The following is a 23,265-nucleotide window of genomic DNA, read 5'->3' on the forward strand; positions in this document are numbered from 1 at the left end:
ACTCCCCCAGGGATCCCCTGGAACAAGAGAGAAATCATGAAAGCACTCACCTTCAAACGCTACGGCAAGTCGCCCGACATCGGGTTTTCCAATGTGGATCGACCGACGCTGCAACCCGATGAACTGCTGGTCCAGGTTCACGCGGCAGGCCTGAACCCCATCGACAACATGGTCCCGGTGGGCACCTTCAAGCCGGTGCTGCATTTCAAGCTGCCGGCGGTCCTCGGCAGCGACCTGGCCGGCGTGGTGATCGAAGTCGGCAGCCGCGTCACCCGCTTCAAGCCCGGTGACGAGGTCTTCGCGAGCGTCTTTGACCTGGGCAGGGGGTCGCTGGCCGAGCTTGTCGCGGTTCCGGAGAGCGCGGCCGCCTTGAAGCCATCCAACCTGGACTTTGTACAGGCCGCGTCGATCCCGATGGTCGGGCTCACCTCATGGCAGGCCCTGAAAGAGCGCATGAACTTGCGCCGCGGTCAGAAGGTGTTCATTCCCGCGGGTTCCGGCGGCATTGGCACGTTCGCCATCCAGCTGGCCCACCAGCTTGGCGCCACGGTGGGGACGACGGTCAGCACGGGAAATGTCGAACTCGTGCGCGGCCTGGGTGCCGACGAAATCGTCGATTACAAGAAGCAGGAGTTCCAGCAGGTTCTGCGCGACTATGACGCAGTCCTTGGCACGGTGAGGGGCGACGCCCTCGAAAAGTCGCTGGCCATCCTGAAGCCAGGAAGCCGGATCGTCTCGCTCATCGGCCCCCTGGATGCCGCGTTTGCAGAGGCGAAGAAGCTCAACTTCATCCTGAAGTTCGTGTTCGGCCTGATGAGCCGCAAGCTGATGAAGCTGGCCGGCAAGAAGGGCGTGAACTACGCCTTCCTGTTCGTGCGGCCCGATGGACAGCAGCTCGCCGAGATTGGCGAACTGCTCGAGACGGAACGAATCCGGCCGGTCATCGACAAGGTGTTCCAGTTCGACCAAGCCAAGCAAGCCCTTGACTACCTGGCGCTCGGTCGCTCTAAAGGAAAGGTTGTCGTTCGGATCCAGTGAGGCTGCCGCTGCAATGAACGTTCTTTGCACGCGAGCCACACCGAACCGGTGCGAAGGCCAGTCATCGTGAGCCAGTCGGCCCCATGGTGCCGTGATCATCAAGGTGGGAAGCTGTTCGCGATGGCAAACGGGCCTCGCGAATCGGCAGGTTGACCAGCGCCGCACCCAGTGCGAGAACGACATCGGCCCACCACATCCACAAATAGTTCCCGGTGTGGACCACCGCGAGGCCCCCCAGCCAGGCACCGAAGAAGCCACCAATCTGGTGGCTGAACAGCGTCAACCCGAACAGGGTCGCGAGGTAGCGTGTGCCGAACAGTTTGGCGGTGAGGCCGGCCGTTGGCGGCACGGTGGCGAGCCAAGTGGCGCCCAACACCGCCGCGAACAGGTAGAAAGTCCATGGCTCCTTGGGCGCGGCCAAATAGACGAGGATGGCCACGGCGCGCGAGGCGTACATCCAGAACAGGAGGTACTTCATGCGTACACGGTTGCCCAGTGCTCCAGCGGCCAGGCTGCCGCCGACGTTGGCAAGGCCGATAATGGCCAGCGACGTTGCCGCCACGCTGGCATTCAGCCCGCAGAGGCTGACCTCGCCCGGCATGTGCGTGACCAGGAAAGCGATATGAAAGCCGCAGGTGAAGAAGCCGGCATGTAGGCACCAGTAGCTGCGATCCCGTGCAGCGATCTTCAACTGCTCTCGCAGGGTCAACGTCGCGGCGGCTCCGCTACCCGTGACCGGCGGCTTCGGCTCGCCACGGAGCCACCAGGCCATCGGCGCGGTGGTCAGAGCCATCACGGCCATCATCCACATCGCCTGCATCCATCCGAAGGTCGACAGCACGGCCTGGTTCAGCGGCGCGAAGATGAACTGACCCAGGCTTCCACCGGCGTTGATTGCACCTCCTGCAAACGAACGGCGCTCTGGAGGAATGTGTTGCGCGGTGGCGCCGATGAGGATCGAGAAGCTGCCCGCGCCTGCGCCGGCGGCGCTCATCAGGCCGAGGGTGACGATCAACGCCCACTCGCTGGTGACCTGAGTGGTCCACGCAAAGCCTGCTGCAAGCAACAATGCGCCCAGAACGATGACACGGCCCGGGCCCCAACGGTCGGCCACGGCGCCGAACACCGGCTGCACCGCACCCCAGACGAACTGGCCGATGGCCATGGCGAAGCTGATGGTGGCGATGCCCAGCCCGGTGTGGGTGTTCAGCGGCGACACGAACAACCCCATCGATTGCCGTGTGCCCATCGTGATCATCAAAATCGAGGCGGCAACGACAACGAAGACCCATGAACTGCGCGTGGATGCCATGGTTTACTCCTCTGGGTGTTCGGCACGGAACGCAGGCGTCACGCGATCCAGCCAGTCATGGAAGGCGCCGACGTTGTCTTCGCCCAGCGTGCGATTGACGAAGTCCTGGGCGACGCGCCAGTACGGCTGGGCGTCCACGAACACAGCATTGCCCTTTGCGGTGATCTGGGCCCGGCGAACTCTTGCATCTGCTGGGTCGCTGTGCAGGTCTATCAGACCCTGGTCGACCAGAGGGCGCAGGTTGCGTGTCAGCGTCGTTCGGTCCATGTCCATGGCAGAAGCCAGGTCGGAAACCGCGACGCCGTGATCCCTTCCTTCCCGTCGCAGCGTGGCCAGCAGCGAATACTGCGTCAGCCGCAGGCCGGTCTGTGCGAGTTCGCGGTCGTAGAGCGCGGTCATGCGCCGCGTCAGGCGACGCAGTCGCGCACAGGTGCAGTTCGATACTCGGTTTGCAACATCGGTGGCATCGACAGAGGTCATGGGTGGGATTGTAGGTGCATATGCACTTGTTTTGACGGCACGGCAATTCCTGAGCAACGCGGATGGCGCCCAAGTGGCTTCATGATTAACTACCATCGCCTGCTCGAGCCCATCGGCTACATCCCGCCTGCTGAGGCCGAGGCAAACTACTACCGGCCGGCAACTCGCCAATCAGGCCGCTGCCGTGATGATCTGACCTAAACCACATGGCCTCCGCGAATCTCGGGGCGGTTCAGGGTGGCAAGGCCTCCACGTCCACCTCTGATCACTCGGTAACGTCGATCTCGTGGACGGGAGCGCTGCGCGTGTACCAATCCGAGCTTGAAATGCGCTCAAAAGGCCATCATTTGGTTGTCCTCAGAGGTGAAAATCGTTGGCGCGGCCGGCCGCGCTCCTGGTTGAAGCGGTCGGCAGCGCCCGTGCCTTCACCCACATGAATCCCTCTTTGCCCCAGTCGAGCCACACGGTCTGGCCGCGCATCGGTCAGCACCATTTCGCCCATCTGCGTGCGGTGGCCGAGGGGCTGCCCGTTCAAGAATCGGCGCTTCGCTACCTGGGCATCGATCACGGTCACCAGGCCGTCACCGCTCACCGTCAGGTGGTGGACCGGCTGCGCGGGCTGGCTCGCCGACGAGGCCTTTCGGCCTGGCGGCTCGTCGGGCTGACTATCCGGGTTGGGTCGGGCGACATCCGGCCCTCTCTGGAAGACTTCATCGCCGAGCGGGAGCTCGACGGGTGGACCGAATCCGAGGTCGCGCAACTTTACGAAGAGGCCTTCCCGGCAGACGCCCGGGCGGAGCGGCGACGACGGCTGCGCGACCGGCAATTGGCCCTGCTGAAAGAACTCCAGGCCGTGGCCGCCGAAAGGCCCTCGCCCGAGGATCGGCTGGACGGATGGTTCGATCCTGTCACGGCGCAGCGTCTGACCCAGGCCGGTATGCTGCTGCTGCGGGACCTTCAACAGCGAATTCAGGGCGGAGGCCATTGGTGGCGGGGGCTGCCGGCCATCGGAAAGATCAAGGCCGACCGTCTGGCGCAGTATCTGCAGTTGCTGCTGCCCGACCTGGCCAATCCCCTGCCCCGTCCATTTGAAAATTCGGGGATCGAGGACATCGCGCCGCAGGCCCGCGCGGGCGCCTTGGTCTCGGACGACCTGTTTTCGGGACGGCCCGTCACGCGTGGTGCTCCCGGCACGGCCGTGCTGACGGGGGCGCGATCCGATGCCGAGGTCATCGAGGCTTGGGTGGCGGCCCGTGCCGGAACGGCGCCCACGGCGAAGAGCTATCGGCGCGAGGCTCTGCGCCTGTTGCTGTGGCTCCGTCATGAGCGAGCCAAAGGCTTTGCTGACGTGCAGGTGGAAGACTGCCTGGACTACATGAGTTTTCTGGAGCATTTGCCGCCGGCATGGATCTCACGTCGGCACAGCACCGTGTTGGGTGAAGGTTGGGCGCCCTTCCGAGGGCCACTCAGCCTGGCCAGCCGGCGCCAGGCCGTGGTCGTGCTGGGCAGCTTCTTTGGATGGATGGTGAACGTGGGCTACCTGCCTTCCCGCAATCCGTGGATGCTGATCAACCGCCGCACTGGCGACGATGCCCACCAATCCTTGCTGGACAGCCGTGCTTTCACCCCGGAAGCCTGGGCGGCGCTGCTCGGACATTTGCAAGCAGAGACTCCCGACGCCTCGCGCGCGCGCATGCTTTTCATCCTGACCTTTGTCGAGGCCACGGGCCTGCGTGCCGCCGAACTGGTGGGCGCGACGATGGGCGCACTCCGTCAGCACCGAGGACGGTGGGTGCTGCAGGTGCACGGCAAGGGGGCGCGCAACCGTCTGGTGGCTGTTCCCGGCCAGGCCCGCGATGCCTTGCAGGACTATCTGCTGGCCCGAGGGCTGGGGCCGTTGGGCCAGCAGCCGCCCGACACCCCGCTGCTCGCTCGTCTGAGCGAGCCCCAGCAGGCGATCGGCTATCAGGCGCTCTACCAGACGATGAAGCGATGGGTGCGCGATGCGATCCGGGGCAGCGAGCTGACGTCGGCCGAGAAGGACGTGGCCATGCGGGCTTCGCCGCATTGGTTGCGGCACACCTTCGGCACCCGGGCGCTTGAGCGACGCGCGCCGCTGGAGGTGGTGCAGCGTCAACTGGGGCATGCCGATCCTCGCACGACCATGCGGTATGCCCATGCCCAGCTGGAGCGACTGCAGCAGGAGATGGACAGGGCCTTTGGCGATGAAGCGCGGCAGCTTGACCAGACGAACAAGACCTGAGCCGATCGCGTGTCCATGTACGATGGGGGGTATCTTCAACCTTCCTGGAACAGAGCATGAAATCAGCGCACGATCTGGTGACCGCGGCCAAGCAACGCATTGAGGAGGTGGCCCTGGACCGGGCGGAGCAGGCGGTTCGCGAGGCGGACCTGGTGCTGGATGTGCGTGAGCCCGAGGAATATGCGGCCGGCCACTTGCCCGGGGCAGTGTCCGTGCCGCGGGGTCTGCTGGAATTCAAGCTCAGTGCCACATCGGCCATGACACCGCGCGACTTGAAGGTGGTCGTCTATTGCAAGAGCGGCGGGCGCGCTGCACTCGCAGGGGCTTCCATGAAGGACATGGGTTATCTTCATGTGGCTTCGCTGGCGGGTGGCTTTGACGGCTGGCAGTCTGCCGGCTATCCGGTGGCCCGGCCTGAGCAACCCACGTTCGACTGAAGTTTGCGACCGGGGCGACCGGGCTCCGGTGACTTAGGTATTCAGAGCCCTTAAAATGAACTAACGGCAAGTTCGCTTTTCCAGGCAACCTGCATCGCAGGTATTGGCTGTCGCCATCGCCGTTAGTTCATTTATGAGGCGCCTACAAACTCCATCTTCTCCCGCTGCTGGCTTCGACCTGGCCTGGGGCTTGTGGCAGCAGCGGGCCCGTGCCCGCGCGCTCCTGCGCAAGGCCACCTCCGAGGAGGTGTACGCCTCCGTCTGGCGTGCGCTCGCGCAGTGGGCCTGCGCGCGCCTGCTCGCGCCCCATGAGCTCCATGCCGGCGACCTGGCCGCCTTTCTGGCCGAACGCGAGGCCTCGCATGGCCTGACCCGTCGCCACGCCTGGCGCATCACCCGGTTGGTGGAGCGGGTCCTGCTGATCTACCACCAGGAACTGGGACTGCCTGCCTCTCAGGCCGTCACCCAACTGCTGGAACAACGTCCTGACATCCGCTACGCCAATGCCAGCCGATTTGACGAGCTCCCCGATGCCTTGAGCGCGCACGATGCAGCCTTGCTGGCCCGACATGTCGCCCGACCGACGGCGCCCGGTGAACCGTGGCAGGACACGAGAAATCGGGCGGCCGTCGCGCTGCACCTGGGGGCCGGTCTGACACCCGCTGAAGTTCGCGCCCTCCGGACCAAGGACTTGCCTCTGATCACGCCCTTAGCGGTGCATCTCGCCGGTGTCGGCGCGCAGCCGGCCCGGCACGTCCCGCTCCCCGCCTGGGCCGGCCGTTCGCTGCATCAATGGCGCGATCTGCGTGCAACATTGGGGATCCCGGGCGATCAGTGGCTACCCTCCACCCGATCGTCCGGCAAGCCATGGGGAAAGGTATCTCACCACGAGGGTGTCAAGTCTGTTCTGGCACAGGCGGGCCTCGACGCACAGCGCTGGAGTGCTTACAGCCTGCGTCACAGCTTCGCGCTTCACGCTCTGCACCGCCGAGTTCCCCCACCCCAGATCGGGCAGTGGCTGGGAGTGACAGAGCCGGATGTGCTGGAGCGCTATCAGCGCATCCGACAAGAGATGGTGGAAGAGGCTGCATGGCTGCAGGAAACCTCATAAAATAAAAAGCTTGACCACACCAGCAATCTCAGGTTCGTTTTCGTCCTGTGCGGCGTCATGCCAAAAGCGCCCTGCTGATCATCTGGAGAGAAACATGGCCAAGGAAGAACTGATCGAGATGCGCGGCATCGTCAACGAAGTCTTGCCGGACTCCCGTTTCCGCGTGACGCTGGAAAACGGTCACGAGCTGGTGGCCTACACCGCTGGCAAGATGAAGAAGAACCACATCCGCATCCTGGCGGGGGACGCCGTGTCCCTGGAGCTCTCGCCTTATGACCTGGGCAAGGGCCGCATCACCTTCCGACACCTTGATCGCAGCGCCCAGTCCTCCGGCGGCAACGCGCCGCGCCGTCGCAACTGAGAACTGTGCAGACCACACGGCGTGTGGCTTTTGATCAGAACACCCGGTGTTCGTGCACAGAACAAGATCCAGAGGCTGTGCTAGCGTGGCTTCCATTGCCTGTCCGTGACCCTCACGGGGCATTTGCTGAAATGCCTCCGCCGTGCGTTCTCCGCATCCCTCCGCCTCCCCTTCCCCCAAAGGCCTGCCGCGCTGGCTGGAAAGACGGCCTTTTCTGGCTCTCAGCCTCCTGTGGGGCTTGCTGACGGCGCTGGCGCTTCAGCAGGGGGCGCAGTGGCAGAGGCAGCGGCTGGCGGAGTCGCTGGCCTCAGAGTCCCGCCTGGATGCCCAGATCCTGAGCAGCTGGGTCCAGGAGCGCAGCGCAGAACTCCGCTTCCTTCAGAGCAGCGCCTACATGGCTGAACTCAGCCAGAAGGTCAGGGAAGGCTCGCAGCCGGCCCATGAACTCCTGGTCAGCCGTATTCAGACCTTTGTGCGCCCCGACGGCGCAGATCGGGTCACCTTGGTCGACGACAGTGGCGCGCCATTGGCAATGGCACCGCCAATGGCGCCGGTGCCATTGCTGGGCCGGCCCGCGACACGAGCACAAGCCACTGCAGGGGCTCGGGATGAGTCGCCTCGCATGGGCTCTCCTTCCCTGGATGCGCAGGGGCTGGACATTGTGGTTCCCCTGGCCAAGTCGGGGGATCCGCCACAGACCTATGCGGTGTTGCATGTGCCTTTTCAGCGCCGCATATCCGATCTGCTGCAGGAACGGATCCAGGCCCGGCAGGACCAGATTCTTCGCATCTGGTGGCAGACGGAGCCCCCCGGCTGGCTGAACGTCACGCTGGGCGCCAGTCCCGGCCCTGCGGTGGCTGCCCAGGCATTGCCGGAAGGCGATCTGGGCGCACGCAGCCCATTGCGGGGCACCGACTGGTGGCTCACCGTGGACCCGGCGCCCGGTGCGCTGTGGCAGGCCAGCTGGCCCCTGGCCTTGGGCACATTGCTGTTGTCGGCATCGCTCTATGCGGTGATGGCGCTGGGCCGGCGCACGCTGCGCCAACAGTTCCAGCTGCAGACGGCCGCCCGCAGCGAGCGCACCCGCGAGCGCGAACTCCAGGAACTGGGCCTGTTGGCCGCCATCGCCCAGGCGGCCGCCGACCTCATCTTCGCCAAGGATCTGCAGGGGCGCTACTTCCTCTGGGAGCCCCGCGACCCCCATGCCCCCGGACCCCGCCCCACAGACGTGCTGGGCCATACCGACGCGGAGTTGTTCCCGCCGGACATTGCCCAGCAGCGCGCCCAGGAGGACAAGGAAGTCCTCCTCACCCAACAAGCCGTCCATTACGACCGAGGTGAGGCCGATGGCCGTCAGCTGCTGGTCACCAAGGGGCCCCTGCGCAATGCCCAGGGACAGCTGATCGGCCTCTTTGGCGTGCTGCGCGATGTCAGTGAGGCCAGGCAGCTGCAGAGAGAGGCACGCGAGGAGTCCGCGCTGCGGCAGGCCCTGCTCACCAACGCCCACGATGGCATCGTGGTGCTGGACGACGAGGGGCGGGTCGTCGTCGCCAATCCCAGCTTTGCCGAACTGCTGGGCCGCAATCCAGAGGAAACCGCCCGCCTGCAGGCCTGGGACTGGGATGCCCAGTGGTCCCGCGAGGAACTGCTGAACAAGCTGCGCGACCAGACCCTCGGCAAGCGGCTTCTCGAAACGCGCTTCCTGCGGGCCGACGGCACCCGGGTGGACGTGGAAATCAGCTCCAGCCACATCACGCTGGGCGATCGGCACCTGGTGCTGTGCGACTGCCGGGACATCACCGAGCGCAAGCGCATCCAGGCTGAACTCGAACGCCACCGCCACCATCTCGAGCAGTTGGTGGTCGAACGCACCGAGGCGCTCCAGCGCGCCACCGAACAGCAGCTGCGCACGCTGCAGTTCAGCCAGGACGTGGCCGACAACATGCCCGGCGCAATGAGCTACTGGGACACCGACCTCGTCTGCCGCTTTGCCAACAAGGCCTATGCCCAGACCTTCGGGAGCACGCCGGACCAGCTGGTGGGGACCGCCATCCAACACACCGCCGTGCATGCCAGCTACCTGATGGCCCACCACCACGCGCAGGCCGCTCTGCAGGGACAAACGTGCGAGTTCGAGCAGGAGAGCCGGTCGGCCCAGGGTGACAAGATCTTCTGGTGTACCTACCAGCCCGACCTCCAGGGCGGCCAGGTGCGCGGCGTGTTCGTCGGCTTCCACGACATCACCGCCCGCAAGCAGGCCGAGGTGGCGCTGCAGCAGCTCAACCTGCAGCTGATGCAGGCGCGTGACCATGCCGAAGCCGCCAGCCGGGCCAAGAGTGCCTTCCTGGCCAACATGAGCCACGAAATCCGCACGCCGATGAACGCCATCATCGGGCTGACCCACCTGCTGCAGCGTGAGGTGGCGGTGCCGGAACAGCGGGAGCGCCTGGGCAAGGTGGAGGGCGCCGCCCAGCACCTGCTGGGCGTGATCAGCGACATCCTGGACCTCTCGAAGATCGAGGCAGGCAAGATGACGCTGGACATCACCGACTTCGCGCTCGACGCCCTGCTCTCCCGCATCACCACGCTGGTGGCGGACAAGGTCCGCGCCAAGGGCATTGAGCTGGTCATCGACACCGACCACATGCCGCCGCGGTTGCGTGGGGACGCCACGCGCCTGTCACAGGCCATGCTCAACCTGCTCAACAACGCCGCCAAGTTCACCGAACATGGCGTCATCACCCTGCGCTGCACGCTGGTGGGAGAAGGCGGTGGGTGGCTCCAGGTCCTGTTCGAAGTGCAGGACACCGGCCCCGGCATCGCCGCGGACCAACAGGGGCAGCTCTTCCAGGCCTTCGAGCAGATCGACAACTCCAGCACCCGACGCCATGGCGGCACCGGGCTGGGCCTGGCCATCACCAAGCGACTGGCCGAGCTGATGGGCGGCACGGTCGGAGTCGACAGCCACCCCGGCCAGGGCAGCCGCTTCTGGTTCACCGCCCGCCTGCAGATGTCCGCTGCCCCCGCAGAGCGGGCCCGGGCCGCACTGCTGTCTGGCCGCCGGGTGCTGATGGCCGACGACCTGCCCGAGGCGCGCCAGGCCCTGGGTGACATGCTGCGCCAGATGGGCCTGGACGTGCAGGAGGCCCTGGACGGGGGCGACGCCGTCGCACGCTGGCATGCGGCCCTGGACGACGGCCGGCCTTACGACTTCCTGGTGCTGGACGCGCTGATGCCCGGCATCGACGGCCTCGAGGCCCTGCGGCACATGCACCAGCGGGCCCCCAACCATGTGCCCCCCACCCTGCTGGTGACGGCCAGCGACGACCCCAGCCTCTGGAACCAGGCCCGCGACGCCGGCTGCGCCGCGGTGCTGCTCAAGCCCGTCACGGCATCGGCCCTGCTCGATCACCTGGTGAGCCTGGCCTCCGCGCAGGGCGTCACGCTGGAGGAGATTGCACCCGACCCCGGCACGCAAGCCAACGAAGAGGCCCTCCGGGAGTACTGCGCCGGCGCCAGCATCCTGCTGGTGGAAGACAACCCGGTGAACCTGGAGGTGGCCACCGAACTGCTGCGCCATGCCGGCCTGCGGGTGGACACCGCGACCGACGGCGCCCTGGCCGTGCAGGCCGCGGCCGAGCGACCCTATGACCTGATCCTGATGGACATGCAGATGCCGGAGATGGATGGCCTGCAGGCCACGCGCCGCATCCGTGCGCTCTCAGGCCATGTCCGCACTCCCATCATCGCGATGACGGCCAGCGCCTTTGCCGAGGACCGGGCCGCCTGTCTGGCCGCCGGCATGAACGACCACGTCGTCAAACCGGTGGAGCCTCGGGTGTTGCACGCCACGCTGCTGCGTTGGCTCGATCGGGCTCAGGCCTCCACCCAGCCCTCCCAGGCGTAGCCCACCCCATAGACCGAGCGGATGGGGTCACTGCCCGGCAGGGCGGCCTCCAGCTTGCGCCGCAGGTTGCGGATGTGGCTGTCCACGGCGCGGTCCGTCACCGCACGGCCATCTTCGTGCAGCACGTCCAGCAGTTGATCGCGCGAAAACACCCGCCCAGCGGAGCGCGCCAGGTGCCGCAGCAAGCGGAACTCGGCCGGCGTCAGGTCCAGCGCCGCACCCTGCCAGTGGGCGCGCAGCGCCTCGTCGTCGATGAGCAGGCCACCCGGCCCGGCCTCCGCCGCAGAAGGGCCCTGCCGGGCCTGGTCCCAGGCCTGTCTGCGCAGCTGGGCCTGCACACGGGCCACCACTTCCCTGGGGCGATAGGGCTTGCAGACATAGTCGTCGGCCCCCGCCTCCAGTCCGATCAGGCGCTCCACCTCCTCCACCCGGGCGGTCACCATGATCACCGGCACGCGGCTGAAGCCGCGCAGCTCACGGCACAGGCTCACCCCGTCCCGGCCAGGCAGCATCAGGTCCAGCAGGACCAGCACCGGCGGCCGCTGGCGGATGGCGTCCAGCACCAGGCGGCCATCGGCCACGATCTCGGTGCCGAAGCCCGCGGCCCGCAGATAGTCCTGCAACACGGCCGCCAGCTTCGGCTCGTCCTCAACGATCAGGACCGTGCCAGGGGCAGCGACGGATGCGACCTCTTCCATCAGGGCACCTCGCTCGTGGAGGCCACGCGCGGCGGGTGCGGCGGATGCGGCAGGCGCGGCAGACTCAGGCGCACGCACACGCCGCCCAGGGGCGAAGGCAAGGCCTCGATCTGCCCGCCATGCGCCAGCGCGATGTTGCGGCAGATGGACAGGCCCAGGCCGGCGCCACCGGTGCCGCGGCTGCGCGAGCCCTCCACCCGGAACAGGCGCTCGAACAGGCGAGACAGTGCTTCCTCGGGCACGCCCGGGGGGGAATCGTGGATCTCCACCCACAGCACATCGGAGCGCGCCTCCAGCGAGACCTCTACCCGACCCGGCGCATCGGTATAGCGGTAGCTGTTGGCCAGCAGGTTGTCCAGCAGCTGCTGCAGCCGTCCCTCGTCGCCCTGCACCCGCCAGGCCTCGGCACCGGCCGGCAGGGGCAGCAGGCGCAGGTCCAGCCCGTGCTGCTCGAAGTGCCAGTGGTGTTCGGCCACCCGGCGTTCCAGGAAGTCGGCCAGGGCCACCGGGGCCATGCGGTAGCTCAGCGCGCCGGCATCGGACAGCGCCAGTTCATTGAGGTCGTTCACCAACTCGCCCAGGCGCTCCACCTCGCCGCGCAGCGAGGCCAGGGCCTGCGGCGTCACCGGACGGATGCCGTCGACCAGTGCATCCACCTCGCCCGAGAGCACGGCCAGTGGCGTGCGCAGTTCGTGCGAGACATCGGCCAGGAAGTCGCGCCGCAGCGCCTCGTGCCGGGCCAGGGTGTTGGCCAGGGCATTGAAGTCCTGCGCCAGCTGCCCCACCTCGTCGGGGCTGTCCACCTCGACCCGTGTGTCATAGGCCCCCGCGGCCAGACGGTGGGTGGCCGCGGCCACGCGACGCACTGGCGCCAGCAGCCGGCGCGACACCCACCAGGCGATCAGCGCCGCCAGCACGCCGGCCACCCCGGCGATCAGCAAACTGGCCTGGGCCTGCCGCCGCCCGAAGCGCACAGCACCGCCCTCGGTCACGCTCTGGAAGGGCGCCAGCACCAGCCAGCCCACCGTGCGCCCGTTCACCTGCACCGGCAGGCGCTGCATGCCCGGCACCTGGTAGCGAAAGCCCGCCACCCACTGGTTCTGGCTGTCCACCACGCCCAGGCGCACCGAGGCGCCCGTCAGGTCCGAGGTGGGCGGCACGCCCTGCAGCGGGTCCACATCGGCGGGCAGTTCCTCACCGGCCACCGGCCGCAGCAGGTGGAACCAGCGCCGCGGCTCCTCGCGCAGAAAGTCCCAGCTGCCATGCTCGGCATAGGCCCGCTCCAGCCGCGGCCCCACATAGGCCATGCGCTCAGCCGCCACGTCGTTCAGGTAGCCCAGGAATTCGCGGCTGAAATTCCAGTGCGTGGCCATGCCCACCAGGGCCGACACCAGGATGCCGGTGCCGAACACCGCCAGAAAGATCCGCACCGACAGGCTGGTGCGCGGCACACGGCGCCGCCAGGAATGCAGAAAACGCATGCCCGGATTGGGCCAAAGCCGGGCCCGTCCGGCAAGCCCATCCGAGCCGGCCTGCTGGTTCCTCGTTTTTTCTGCACATTCGGGGGTCAGCATCGGTCCATCCTCATCCAAGTTGTCTGCCGCCGTGATGGATCACCGCCTCCAACGCACACCCCTGGCGTTCGCCGCCGCTGCCGCCCTGCTGTGCCTGGGCCTCGGGCTGTCTGCCTGCTCCTCCAAGTCCGCCGAGGCCCCCACGGCTCCGGCCACCGATGTGGGTGTGTTCACTGTCAGTGCCCAATCGCTGCCCCTCAAAAGCGAGCTGCCCGGGCGCACCGTGGCCCTGCAGTCGGCCGAGATCCGCCCCCAGGTGAGCGGCATCGTCCAGAAGCGCCTGTTCACCGAGGGCAGCGAAGTCCAGGCCGGACAGCCGCTCTACCAGCTGGACGCGGCCTCCTATGACGCCGCGGTGCGCAGCGCCGAGGCCGCCGTGGCCAAGGCCCAGGCCACGCTGGCCGCCGCCCGCCTGAGCGCCCAACGCCAGCAGGCGCTGCGGGCCGCCGATGCGAGCAGCCAGCAGGCACTGGAAGATGCCCAGGCCGCACTGAAGGAAGACGAGGCGGCCCTGCTCTCGGCCCAGGCGACGCTGACCAGCGCCCGCATCGACCTGGCCCGCACCCGCATCACCTCGCCCATCGCCGGCCGGGTGGACACCTCCAGCGTCACCGAAGGCGCCCTGGTGACCGCCAGCCAGACCACGGCCCTGACCACCGTGCAGCGGCTGGATCCGATCAACGTCGACATCCCGCAGAGCAGCGTGGACCTGCTCAAGCTGCGCCAGCAGCTCGGCCAGGGCGGCCTGAAGGACGGCAGCGCCCGCATCCAGCTGGTGCTGGAAGACGGCAGCACCTACGCCCACGAGGGCACGCTCAAGGTCAACGGCGTGGCGGTCAACACCAGCACCGGCGCGGTGACGCTGCGGGCCACCGTGCCCAACCCCGAGCATGTGCTGCTGCCCGGCATGTATGTGCGCGCGGTGCTGACCCAGGCGGTCGACCCGGCCGCCCTGCTGGTGCCGCAGGCCGGCGTGCAGCGCAATGCCTCCGGCGCGGCCAGCGCCCTGGTGGTGGGCGCCGACGGCAAGGTCGAGCAGCGCCCGGTCACGGTGGCCCAGGCCATCGGCAACCAGTGGCGCGTCACCCAGGGCCTGCAGGCCGGGGACCGCGTCATCGTCGAAGGCGTGGCCAAGGTGCGGCCGAGCCAGGTGGTGCACGCGGTGCCCGCCGCCCTGGGCGCCTCGGCGCCGGTGGCGGCCTCCGCAGCGTCGGCGGCCTCGGCGGCCAGCCGCTGAGCGGGAGCGGCCATGGCCAAGTTCTTCATCGACCGGCCCATCTTTGCCTGGGTCCTTGCCATCCTGATCATGCTGGCCGGCGCGCTGTCCATTCTGGATCTGCCGCTGGAACAGTACCCCGACATCGCCCCGGTGCGCGTGTCGGTCAACGCCACCTACACCGGCGCCAACGCGCAGACGGTGGAGGACTCGGTCACCCAGGTGATCGAACAGAACATGAAGGGCCTGGACGGGTTGCAGAGCATGCAGTCCACCTCCAGCTCCACCGGCGGCGCCAGCGTCACGCTGAGCTTCATCGCGGGCACCAACCCCGACGTGGCGCAGATGCAGGTGCAGAACAAGGTCCAGCAAGCCCTCACCCGCCTGCCCCAGGTGGTGCAGAGCCAGGGCGTGACGGTCACCAAGTCCGGCACCGACTTCCTGCTGATCGCCAACTTCGTCTCCGACGACCCCGCGGTCACCGCCTCCGACCTGGGCGACTACGTCTCCACCAGCCTGGTGGACACGCTCAGCCGCATCGACGGCGTGGGCGACGTGACCACGCTGGGCTCGGGCTACGCCATGCGCATCTGGCTGGACCCGGCCAAGATGCAGAAGTACGCGCTGATGCCCTCGGACATCACCAGCGCGTTGGAATCACAGAACACCCAGGTCTCTGCCGGCCAGCTGGGCGCCCTGCCGGCCGTGCCCGGCCAGCAGATCAACGCCGTGGTCTCGGCCCGCAGCAAGCTGCGCACGGTCGAGCAGTTCCAGAACGTGGTGGTCAAGTCGGCCACCGACGGCGCGCTGGTGCACCTGGGCGACGTGGCCCGCGTGGAGCTGGGCAGCGACAGCTACACCTTCCAGACCCGCTACAACGGCCGCCCGGCCGCCGGCGTGGGCATCAAGCTGGCCTCGGGCGCCAACGCCCTGGGCGTGGCCAAGGCGGTCAAGGCCAAGCTGGCCGAGCTGGCGCCCTTCTTCCCCAACCAGATCCACTACAGCATCGGCTACGACACCACGCCCTTCGTCACCATCTCGGTGGAAGAGGTGGTCAAGACCCTGGCTGAGGCGATGGTGCTGGTGGTGATCGTGATGGTGCTGTTCATGCAGAACCTGCGCGCCACCCTGATCCCGGCCATCGCCGTGCCGGTGGTGCTGCTGGGCACCTTCGGCGTGCTGGCCGCCTTCGGCTACTCGATCAACACGCTCACCCTCTTCGGCATGGTGCTGGCCATCGGCCTGCTGGTGGACGACGCCATCGTGGTGGTGGAGAACGTGGAACGGCTGATGCGCGAGGAAGGCCTGTCACCCCGGGACGCCACCCGCAAGAGCATGGGTGAAATCACCGGCGCGCTGATCGGCATCTCCCTGGTGCTGTCGGCCGTGTTCATCCCCATGGCCTTCTTCGGTGGCTCCACCGGCGTGATTTACCGCCAGTTCTCGATCACCATCGTCTCGTCCATGGTGCTGAGCGTGCTGATGGCCCTAAGCCTGACGCCCGCCCTGTGCGCCTCGCTGCTGCGCCACCACGCCGCGGCCGGCCTGGACGAGGAAGCCAAGACCGGCCCCCGCCACGGGCCGGTGGGCCGCTTCTTCGCCGCCTTCAACCGCGGCTTCCAGCGCTTCACCCAGCGCTACCAGGACTTCATGCGCCGCACGCTGGGCCGCACCGGCCGCATGATGGTGATCTACGGCCTGATCGTGGCCGCGCTGGGCGTGAGCTTCGTGCGCCTGCCCACCTCCTTCCTGCCGGACGAAGACCAGGGCCTGCTGATGGCCATGGTGCAGCTGCCCGCCGGGGCCTCGGCCGAGCGCACCCGCGCCGCGCTGGGACAGGTGGAGGACTACCTGAAGGCCCAGCCCGAGGTGGGCAGCACCATCTCGCTGATCGGCATGAGCGGCGACCAGGCCAGCGGCAACCTGTACGTGCGGCTCCAGGACTGGTCGCAGCGCAAGGGCCGAGGCCAGGACGCCGCCGCGCTGGCCGGACGCTTCACCAAGGACCTCTCCGGCATCCGGGACGCACGCATCTTCTTCATGCTGCCACCCGCGGTGCGCGGCCTGGGCAGCAGCGCCGGCTTCACGGTGGAGCTGGAAGACCTGGGCGGCCTGGGCCACGACGCCCTGCTGGCCGCACGCGACCAGTTCCTGGCCGCAGCCCGCAAGAGCCCGCTGCTGACCCAGGTGCGGCCCAGCGGCCTGGACGACACCGCCCAGCTGCAGATCAGCGTGGACGACAGCAAGGCCGCCGCGCAGGGCCTGTCCACCGCCAACGTCAACGACACCCTGTCGGTGGCCCTGGGCGGCACCTATGTCAACGACTTCATCAACAAGTCGCGGGTCAAGAAGGTCTACATGCAGGGTGATGCGGCCTACCGCATGCAGCCCGAAGACCTGAACCACTGGTACGTGCGCAACAGCGCGGGCGACATGGTGCCCTTCAGCGCCTTCGCCAGCGCCAGCTGGGGCAGCGGCCCGGCCAAGCTGGAGCGCTACAGCGGCATGTCCTCCTTCGAGATCGTGGGCTCGCCCGCCACGGGCGTGAGCACCGGCACCGCCATGGCCGAGGTGGAGAAGATCGCCGCCACCCTGCCCACCGGCATCACCTACGAATGGGCAGGCCAGAGCTTCCAGGAACGCCTCTCCGGCTCGCAGGCCCCGGCGCTCTACGCCCTGTCCATCCTGTTCGTCTTCCTCTGCCTGGCCGCCCTGTACGAGAGCTGGTCGGTGCCCTTCTCCGTCATGCTGGTGGTGCCGCTGGGCGTCATCGGCGCGGTGCTGGCCACTGGGCTGGCCGGCCTGTCCAACGACGTCTACTTCCAGATCGGCCTGCTGACCACCGTCGGCCTGTCCGCCAAGAACGCCATCCTGATCGTGGAGTTCGCGCAGAAGCTCTATGACGAGGGCATGGACCTGATGGAGGCCACGCTGCAGGCCATCAAGCTGCGGCTGCGGCCCATCGTCATGACCTCGCTGGCCTTCGGCTTCGGCGTGCTGCCGCTGGCCATCGCCACCGGCGCGGCCTCGGGTAGCCGGCGCGCCATCGGCACCGGCGTGCTGGGCGGCATGGTCACCGCCACCGTGCTGGGCCTGGTCTTCATCCCGGTGTTCTACCTGGTGGTGCGCCGCTTCTTCCAGGGCCGCAAGGCGGTCCATTCCACCCCCTCGATTCCGGAGAACGCGGCATGACCACGCGCGCCATCCTCAAGCCCATCGCCCTGGCCGCGGCCCTCGTGGCCCTGCTGGCCGGCTGTGTCACCACCCAGCCCAGCGGCCCGGGTGACCCGCAGTGGCAGGCCCCGGTGCCCGCCACCCTGGGCGCCAGCGCGGTGGCCGGCTCAGCCTCCCAGGCCGCCAGCGCCGACGCCACGCCGGACTGGCAGACCGTCGTCCTGGACACGCGCCTGCGCCAGACCATCGCCCTGGCGCTGACGCAGAACCGCGACCTGCGGGTGGCACTGCGCAACATCGACGCGGCCCGCGCCGCCGTCAGCAGCGCCACGGCCGACCGCCTGCCCACCCTCAAGGCCTCGGCCGGCACCACCACCAGCAAGAGCGCGGACGACCTGAGCAGCAGCGGCCACGGCGGCGTGAGCCGGCAGCACAGCGCCAGCCTGGGCCTCTCCGCCTGGGAGATCGACCTCTGGGGCCGCCTGGCCCGGCTGGATGAGGCAGCCCAGGCCAAGCTGCTGGCCAGCGAGGCCACCGCGCGCAGCGTGCAGGCCACGCTCATCGCCGAGACCGCCACCGCCTGGCTCACCCTGGCCGCCGACCAGCAGTCGCTGGCCCTGGATGAAGACACGCTGGCCAGCCAGCAACGGACCCTGGCACTCAGCACGCAGCAAAAAGCCCTGGGCGCCATCTCGGCACTGGACCTGGCCGCGGTGCAGGCTGCGGCGCAGACCGCAAGGCTCAATGCCGCCACCGCCCGCAGCCAGGTGGCCCAGGACCTCAATGCCCTGCGCCTGCTGCTGGGCACCGAGCCGCCGGCGGACCTGCTGCCCCCCACGGGACCGAATGCACTGGACCAGACCGCCCAGGCCACCGCCCTGCTGGGCGTGCCGGCCGACCTGCCCTCCAGCGTGCTGCTGCGCCGGCCCGATGTGATGGCCGCCGAGTTCACCCTGCAGGCCAACGACGCCAACGTGGCCGCGGCCCGGGCCGCCCTGTTCCCCACGGTCTCGCTCACCGCCACGGCCGGCACCGCCAGCACCGCCCTGAGCGGCCTGTTCAGCGCCGGCAACGGCACCTGGACGGTGGCCCCGGCGCTGAGCCTGCCCATCTTCGACTGGGGCAGCCGGCAGGCGGCCATCGACACCGCCCGCGCCAACCAGCAGGCCCAACTCGCCAGCTACGAGAAGACGCTGCAGACGGCCTTCCAAGAAGTGGCCAACGCCCTGGCCGTGCGGGCCCAGCTGGACGAGCGGCTGGACGCCCAGACCCAGCAGGTGCAGGCCTATGCCCAGGCGCTGAAGCTCACCGAGACCCGCCGCGCCCTCGGCGCCGAAAGCGCCCTGACGGTGCTGGAGGCCCAGCGCAGCTACTGGAACGCACGGCAGAGCCTGATCGCGCTGCGGCTGGCCGAGCAGAGCAACCGCCTGACCCTGTTCAAGGCCCTGGGCGGCGCCTGAGCCGGATCAGCTGGGGCGGAAGCTGGCCGAGGCCTCTTCCGCGTCGGTCTGCCCGGGCCGGCTGACGTTGTCGCCATCGTGGTCCCGCAAGGTGCGGAACATCGTGGAGGCCGCGACGGTGAAGGCGGCCAGCAGCAAGAAGGCCTTGTGCAGCGCCGGCAGCGCGCCGCCCTCCACCCCACTGGGCGCCTGCGCCAGGAAGTAGCCCGCCGCCAGCGTGCCGCTGGCCAGGCCGAAGCTCAGCGAGAGCTGCTGGAAGGTGCTGGCGATGGTGCTGCCATCGGCCGTGTCGCGCTCGCCCAGGTCGGCGAAGGCGATGGTGTTCAGGCTGGTGAACTGCAGCGAATTGGCCAGGCCCATCACCAGGCCCAGGCCCACGATGACCGGGATGGGCGTGCTCAGCCCCACCTGGGAGAAGGCGGCAATGCACACGGCTACGATCCAGGTGTTGACCATCAGCACCCGCCGGTAGCCGAAGCGGCCCAGCACCCGCTGGGCCAGGGCCTTCATCAGCATGGCCGCCCCGGCCGCCGGCATCATCAAGAGGCCCGACTGCCAGGCCGGCATGCCCAGGCCCACCTGGTAGAGCAGGGGCAGCAGCAGCGGCGTGCCGCCGATGCCCAGGCGGGTGAACATGCCCCCCAGCACCGAGACCCGGAAGGTGCGCACCTTCAACAGGGCCAGGTTCAGCAGGGGCGCCGCATGGTGGCGGCTGTGCCAGACGTAGCCACCCATCAGGGCGGCCGAGGCGGCCAGCCAGGCCAGGGCCTCGCCGTTGCCCAGGCCATGGGCGCCGAACACCTCCAGCAGCCAGGACAGCAGCGCGGTGCCGCCTCCGAAGAGCAGCATGCCCCGCAGGTCGAAGGGCTTGACGCTGGCGGCCCGGTAGTCGGGCATGTGACGCAGGCCGAAGGCCAGCGCGGCCAGGCCCACCGGCACGTTGACGAAGAACATCTCGCGCCAGCTGCCCCAGTGCACGATCAGCCCGCCCACCGTCGGACCCAGCAGCGGGCCCATCAGCGCCGGGATGACCATGAAGTTCATGGCCTGCAGCAACTGGCTCTTGGGAAAGCTGCGCACCAGGGTCATGCGGCCCACCGGCATCATCATCGCGGCTGAGATGCCCTGCAGCACCCGGCAGGCCACCAGCACCGCCACGCTGGGCGCCAGCCCGCAGGCCAGCGAGGCCAGCGTGAACACCACGATGGCCGACAGGAACACCCGGCGCGTGCCGAAACGGTTGGCCAGCCAGCCACTGGCCGGAATGCTCATGGCCAGTGCCAGCACGTAGCTGGCCGACACGGCCTTGAGCGCCAGCGGCGTGGTGCCCAGGTCGGCCGCCATGGCCGGGATGCCGGTGTTGACGATGGTGGCATCCATCTGCTCCATGAAGAGCGAGGAGGCCACGATCCAGGGGAGATAGCGCTGGGTGCGCGGGTTCACATCGGGCATGCCCCGAGTGTCTCAGCTTGGGCGCGGCGCTTCAGCCCGACCCGGGCATCGGCCTGATCCAGGCAGGGCCGAATGCCAAGGGCGAGCGCACGGGCCTGCGCCCTCAGCGCGGCGGCTCGCGCAGGATCCAGCCGTTGCCATCCGGGTCGCTGAACTGCGCGTAGCGGCCCCAGGGTTCCTGGTGGATCTCGCCGATGGCCAGCCCCCGGCCACGCAGCAGCGCATGATCGGCGTCGAGGTCGTCGGTGTTGAGCATCACCCCCTGCAGCCCACCGGGCCGCATTTGCTCGAACCAGGTCACCAGGGCGATGGTCACCGTCTGCCCGGCAGGCGCCAGCTGGATCCACACCATGCCGGGGCCCATCGGCGCCTCGCGCACCAGGGCAAAGCCCAGCACGTCGCGGTAGAAGGCCTTGGCCCGCTGTGGATCGGTGACGGGCACCGAGATGATCTCGAAGCTGTGGATGGTCATGAGATTCCCTGTGGCAGCGGCACCGCATTGAAATGCAGACCGCAAAGGGCCGTCAATCCCTTCCGCGTTCGCCCACCAGTTTCTTGATGGACGCCAGGGACGCCGCCACGCCCAACCTCAATACAAGCGCCATGCCCCCCAGCCATGGGCCAGTGCCATCACCATGCAAATGCCCGACGACACCCACCAGAACCGGGCCGAGTTGTCGGGGAACATCGGCTTGAGCCAGGGGAAGGCCATGGCGCGGATCAGCAGCACGGCAGCAAATGTCAGCAGCAACATCCGCTGCCAGGGCAGTGGGGGTCGTTGGGCCGCGGCGGCGCCAGCATAGAAAGCCATCACGAACAGGCCCGCGGCGATGGCCAGGGTGATCAGCGTGGGTGGCCACCGGCCCGCCTGCGCCGCGCGGGCCATGCGCTCGCCGGCCCCCATGACGCGGTAGGCCGGTGCCCCCAGGACGATGCAGGCCAGGTGGGCAAGGGCTGCCAGCGCGTCCAGGCCGGACGCCAGGGCCAACGGCAACGGAACGCCGCCCGTGCTCATAGCCGCGGCCCGTCTGCAGTGCAGCGGTGTTGGGGGAATTGGCAGGCGGGGCGCATGCCTGTCATGGTGCCACGTGGCAGCCTCAGAGCAGGCTGGACGCCACGTTGATCATCAAGCCGATGAGGCTGGTGTTGAAAACGAAGGCCAGCATGCAGTGCAGCGTGCCCACGCGGCGCATCGGTCCACTGGCAAAGCTCACGTCGGCCGTCTGACCCGAGGTGCCGATGACCGCGGAGAAGTAGAAGAAGTCCAGGTAGTCGGGCGCCTCGGTGTCGGGGAACTGCAGCCCGCCGGGCTGACCGCGGGCCACGGCAGCGTGGTAGTCGTGCGCATAGTGCAGCGCAAACATCACCTGCGTGAACAGCCAGGACGCCACGATGGTCAGCACCGCCAGGCCGATGTGGCTGAGCCGGTCGGCACCGCTGAAATTCTTGGCCACCGACAGCTCCGCCACGATGGCCCACAGGCTCACGATGGACGACACGCCCACCAGGGCCAGAAGCGTCTTGGCCCCTTCGGCCTGCAGCTGGGCGCGCCGGTGGATCTGGGCCAGGCTGGCGCGGGCCATCATCCAGACCGCCAACAGCAGGTACAGCCACACGCCCACATTCCAGCCCACGATCAGGCGGGTGACACCGCGGCCCACCCAGGCATGGGGCAGCAACACAGCCGCCAGCACGCCCACAACGATGGACACGAACAGACGGGGATGGGCGCGCAATAGGCGCAACACGCGGGACCGAATACGCTTCACGTTCTGCAGAATACCCTGCCCAGCTGTCCACTTCCCTTCTGACCATGTACCTGCCCACCCACTTTGCCGAGCCCCGCCAGGACGAACTGCTCCGCCTGATCCAGGCCCATCCGCTGGGCACCCTGGTCAGCCACGGTGCCGACGGCCTGGACGCCAACCACCTGCCCTTTCTGCTGGACGCCCAGGCGGGCGAGGCCGGCACGCTGCTGGCCCATGTGGCGCGGGCCAACCCGCTGTGGCAGACGCTGACCGAGGGCGCGCCGGTGCTGGTCGTCTTCCACGGTCCGCAGGGCTACATCTCGCCCAGCTGGTACCCCGGCAAGCAGGACGCCCACCGCCGCGTGCCCACCTGGAACTACGAGGTGGTGCATGCCCACGGCACGCTGCATGTGCACGAGGACGAGAAGTTCCTGCGCCGCGTGCTGGCCCTGCTCACCCGCACCCACGAGGCGGCCGAGCCCCAACCCTGGAAGATGGGCGACGCCCCGGCCGACTACCTGGCCGAACAGCTGCAGCGCATCGTGGGCATCGAAGTGCGCATCACGCGCCTGGTGGGCAAGCGCAAGCTGGGCCAGAACCATGAACTGCGGGACCGCGAGGGCGCCATCCAGGCGCTGGACGCCCGCGGCCAGTCCCCGTTGGCCCAGGCCATGCGGGACGCCCTGCCCTGACACCGGAAGAGCCACCGCGATGTACACCGCCACCTTCACCTTCGCCCCGGGCGAATACGACGACGAGTTCCACCGCCTGGATCAGGCCATTGCCGAAGCGGCCCGTGCCATCCCCGGCTATCTGGGCGAGGAAGCCTGGGAGAACCCGGCCAACGGGCTGGTCTCCAACGTCTACTACTGGCACACGCTGGAAGCCCTGCAGCAGCTGATGGATCACCCGGTCCACCGCGAGGCCAAGGCCCGGCAAGCCCGGTGGCTCAAGGGCTACCACGTGGTGGTGGCGCAGGTGCTGCGCTCCCACGGGGACGGCGGCATTGCCCACCCGCTGGCGGGCTGAAGCAG

At 68.3% G+C, this 23,265-nt stretch carries 19 protein-coding genes; 11 read left to right on the forward strand and 8 right to left on the reverse strand.

All coding sequences use genetic code 11. The features are described 5' to 3' along the window. Positions 1 to 36 precede the first annotated feature (36 nt). Positions 37 to 1,038, forward strand: coding sequence for an NADP-dependent oxidoreductase (locus M0L44_RS00790; protein ID WP_252767707.1), 1,002 nt, complete (start codon positions 37 to 39; stop codon positions 1,036 to 1,038). A 61-nt stretch (positions 1,039 to 1,099) separates the two neighbouring features. On the opposite strand, the gene M0L44_RS00795 is transcribed toward M0L44_RS00790, so the two are convergent. Next, positions 1,100 to 2,350, reverse strand: coding sequence for an MFS transporter (locus M0L44_RS00795; RefSeq protein WP_252767708.1), 1,251 nt, complete (start codon positions 2,348 to 2,350; stop codon positions 1,100 to 1,102). A 3-nt stretch (positions 2,351 to 2,353) separates the two neighbouring features. Beyond that, positions 2,354 to 2,830, reverse strand: coding sequence for a MarR family winged helix-turn-helix transcriptional regulator (locus tag M0L44_RS00800; RefSeq protein WP_252767709.1), 477 nt, complete (start codon positions 2,828 to 2,830; stop codon positions 2,354 to 2,356). Between the two features lie 433 nt (positions 2,831 to 3,263). Here M0L44_RS00800 and M0L44_RS00805 point away from each other — a divergent pair, with 433 nt between their 5' ends. The 5 genes from M0L44_RS00805 to M0L44_RS00825 all read left to right on the forward strand — a co-directional run bounded on the left by M0L44_RS00805 (position 3,264) and on the right by M0L44_RS00825 (position 10,909). After that, on the forward strand, positions 3,264 to 5,093 hold the full coding sequence (locus tag M0L44_RS00805) for a site-specific integrase (protein ID WP_252767710.1): 1,830 nt from the start codon (positions 3,264 to 3,266) through the stop codon (positions 5,091 to 5,093). Between the two features lie 56 nt (positions 5,094 to 5,149). Then, positions 5,150 to 5,530 carry a rhodanese-like domain-containing protein gene (locus M0L44_RS00810; protein ID WP_252767711.1) on the forward strand — a complete coding sequence of 127 codons (381 nt, stop codon included), beginning with the start codon at positions 5,150 to 5,152 and terminating at the stop codon, positions 5,528 to 5,530. 247 nt (positions 5,531 to 5,777) lie between these two features. Beyond that, entirely contained in the window at positions 5,778 to 6,641 is an 864-nt protein-coding gene (locus tag M0L44_RS00815; protein WP_252767712.1) for a tyrosine-type recombinase/integrase, read from the forward strand. Positions 6,642 to 6,735: 94 nt separating this feature from the next. Continuing rightward, complete coding sequence (gene infA, locus M0L44_RS00820; RefSeq protein WP_252767713.1) at positions 6,736 to 7,002, forward strand: translation initiation factor IF-1; 267 nt, start codon at positions 6,736 to 6,738, stop codon at positions 7,000 to 7,002. A gap of 622 nt (positions 7,003 to 7,624) precedes the next feature. Beyond that, positions 7,625 to 10,909, forward strand: a complete 3,285-nt coding sequence (locus M0L44_RS00825) for a PAS domain-containing hybrid sensor histidine kinase/response regulator (protein ID WP_252767714.1) — start codon at positions 7,625 to 7,627, stop codon at positions 10,907 to 10,909. Here the strand turns inward: M0L44_RS00825 and M0L44_RS00830 are convergent. Together M0L44_RS00830 and M0L44_RS00835 are read right to left on the reverse strand one after the other, a co-directional pair. Continuing rightward, positions 10,879 to 11,607: a response regulator gene (locus M0L44_RS00830; protein WP_252767715.1), complete on the reverse strand. Its 729-nt coding sequence runs from the start codon at positions 11,605 to 11,607 to the stop codon at positions 10,879 to 10,881. The genes M0L44_RS00825 and M0L44_RS00830 overlap by 31 nt on opposite strands. Then, entirely contained in the window at positions 11,607 to 13,088 is a 1,482-nt protein-coding gene (locus M0L44_RS00835) for an ATP-binding protein (RefSeq protein ID WP_252767716.1), read from the reverse strand. Before M0L44_RS00835 ends, M0L44_RS00830 begins: the two co-directional genes overlap by 1 nt. Positions 13,089 to 13,215: 127 nt before the next feature. Between M0L44_RS00835 and M0L44_RS00840 the strand changes: the two genes are divergently transcribed. The 3 genes from M0L44_RS00840 to M0L44_RS00850 are packed head-to-tail and all read left to right on the forward strand — an operon-like array spanning position 13,216 to position 19,031. Then, positions 13,216 to 14,418: an efflux RND transporter periplasmic adaptor subunit gene (locus M0L44_RS00840; protein WP_252767717.1), complete on the forward strand. Its 1,203-nt coding sequence runs from the start codon at positions 13,216 to 13,218 to the stop codon at positions 14,416 to 14,418. Between the two features lie 12 nt (positions 14,419 to 14,430). After that, a complete protein-coding gene (locus M0L44_RS00845; RefSeq protein ID WP_252767718.1) occupies positions 14,431 to 17,589 on the forward strand; it encodes an efflux RND transporter permease subunit in 3,159 nt (1,052 codons plus the stop codon). Then, positions 17,586 to 19,031: an efflux transporter outer membrane subunit gene (locus M0L44_RS00850; RefSeq protein WP_252767719.1), complete on the forward strand. Its 1,446-nt coding sequence runs from the start codon at positions 17,586 to 17,588 to the stop codon at positions 19,029 to 19,031. Before M0L44_RS00845 ends, M0L44_RS00850 begins: the two co-directional genes overlap by 4 nt. Before the next feature lie 6 nt (positions 19,032 to 19,037). On the opposite strand, the gene M0L44_RS00855 is transcribed toward M0L44_RS00850, so the two are convergent. From M0L44_RS00855 to M0L44_RS00870, 4 genes are all read right to left on the reverse strand, one after another. Next, entirely contained in the window at positions 19,038 to 20,483 is a 1,446-nt protein-coding gene (locus tag M0L44_RS00855) for a DHA2 family efflux MFS transporter permease subunit (RefSeq protein ID WP_252767720.1), read from the reverse strand. A 103-nt stretch (positions 20,484 to 20,586) separates the two neighbouring features. After that, positions 20,587 to 20,955, reverse strand: coding sequence for a VOC family protein (locus tag M0L44_RS00860; protein ID WP_252767721.1), 369 nt, complete (start codon positions 20,953 to 20,955; stop codon positions 20,587 to 20,589). Between the two features lie 117 nt (positions 20,956 to 21,072). After that, positions 21,073 to 21,477, reverse strand: a complete 405-nt coding sequence (locus tag M0L44_RS00865; protein WP_252767722.1) for a hypothetical protein — start codon at positions 21,475 to 21,477, stop codon at positions 21,073 to 21,075. A 103-nt stretch (positions 21,478 to 21,580) separates the two neighbouring features. Further along, positions 21,581 to 22,195, reverse strand: coding sequence for a DUF1345 domain-containing protein (locus M0L44_RS00870; protein ID WP_252767723.1), 615 nt, complete (start codon positions 22,193 to 22,195; stop codon positions 21,581 to 21,583). Between the two features lie 101 nt (positions 22,196 to 22,296). Here M0L44_RS00870 and M0L44_RS00875 point away from each other — a divergent pair, with 101 nt between their 5' ends. Further along, the gene (locus tag M0L44_RS00875; protein ID WP_252767724.1) at positions 22,297 to 22,923 is read left to right on the forward strand and encodes an FMN-binding negative transcriptional regulator; all 627 of its coding nucleotides are present in this window, start codon (positions 22,297 to 22,299) and stop codon (positions 22,921 to 22,923) included. 19 nt (positions 22,924 to 22,942) lie between these two features. Then, the gene (locus M0L44_RS00880) at positions 22,943 to 23,260 is read left to right on the forward strand and encodes an antibiotic biosynthesis monooxygenase family protein (RefSeq protein WP_252767725.1); all 318 of its coding nucleotides are present in this window, start codon (positions 22,943 to 22,945) and stop codon (positions 23,258 to 23,260) included. Positions 23,261 to 23,265 lie beyond the last annotated feature (5 nt).

It is taken from the genome of Ideonella oryzae, from assembly GCF_024055665.1.
GTDB lineage: Bacteria > Pseudomonadota > Gammaproteobacteria > Burkholderiales > Burkholderiaceae_C > Ideonella > Ideonella oryzae.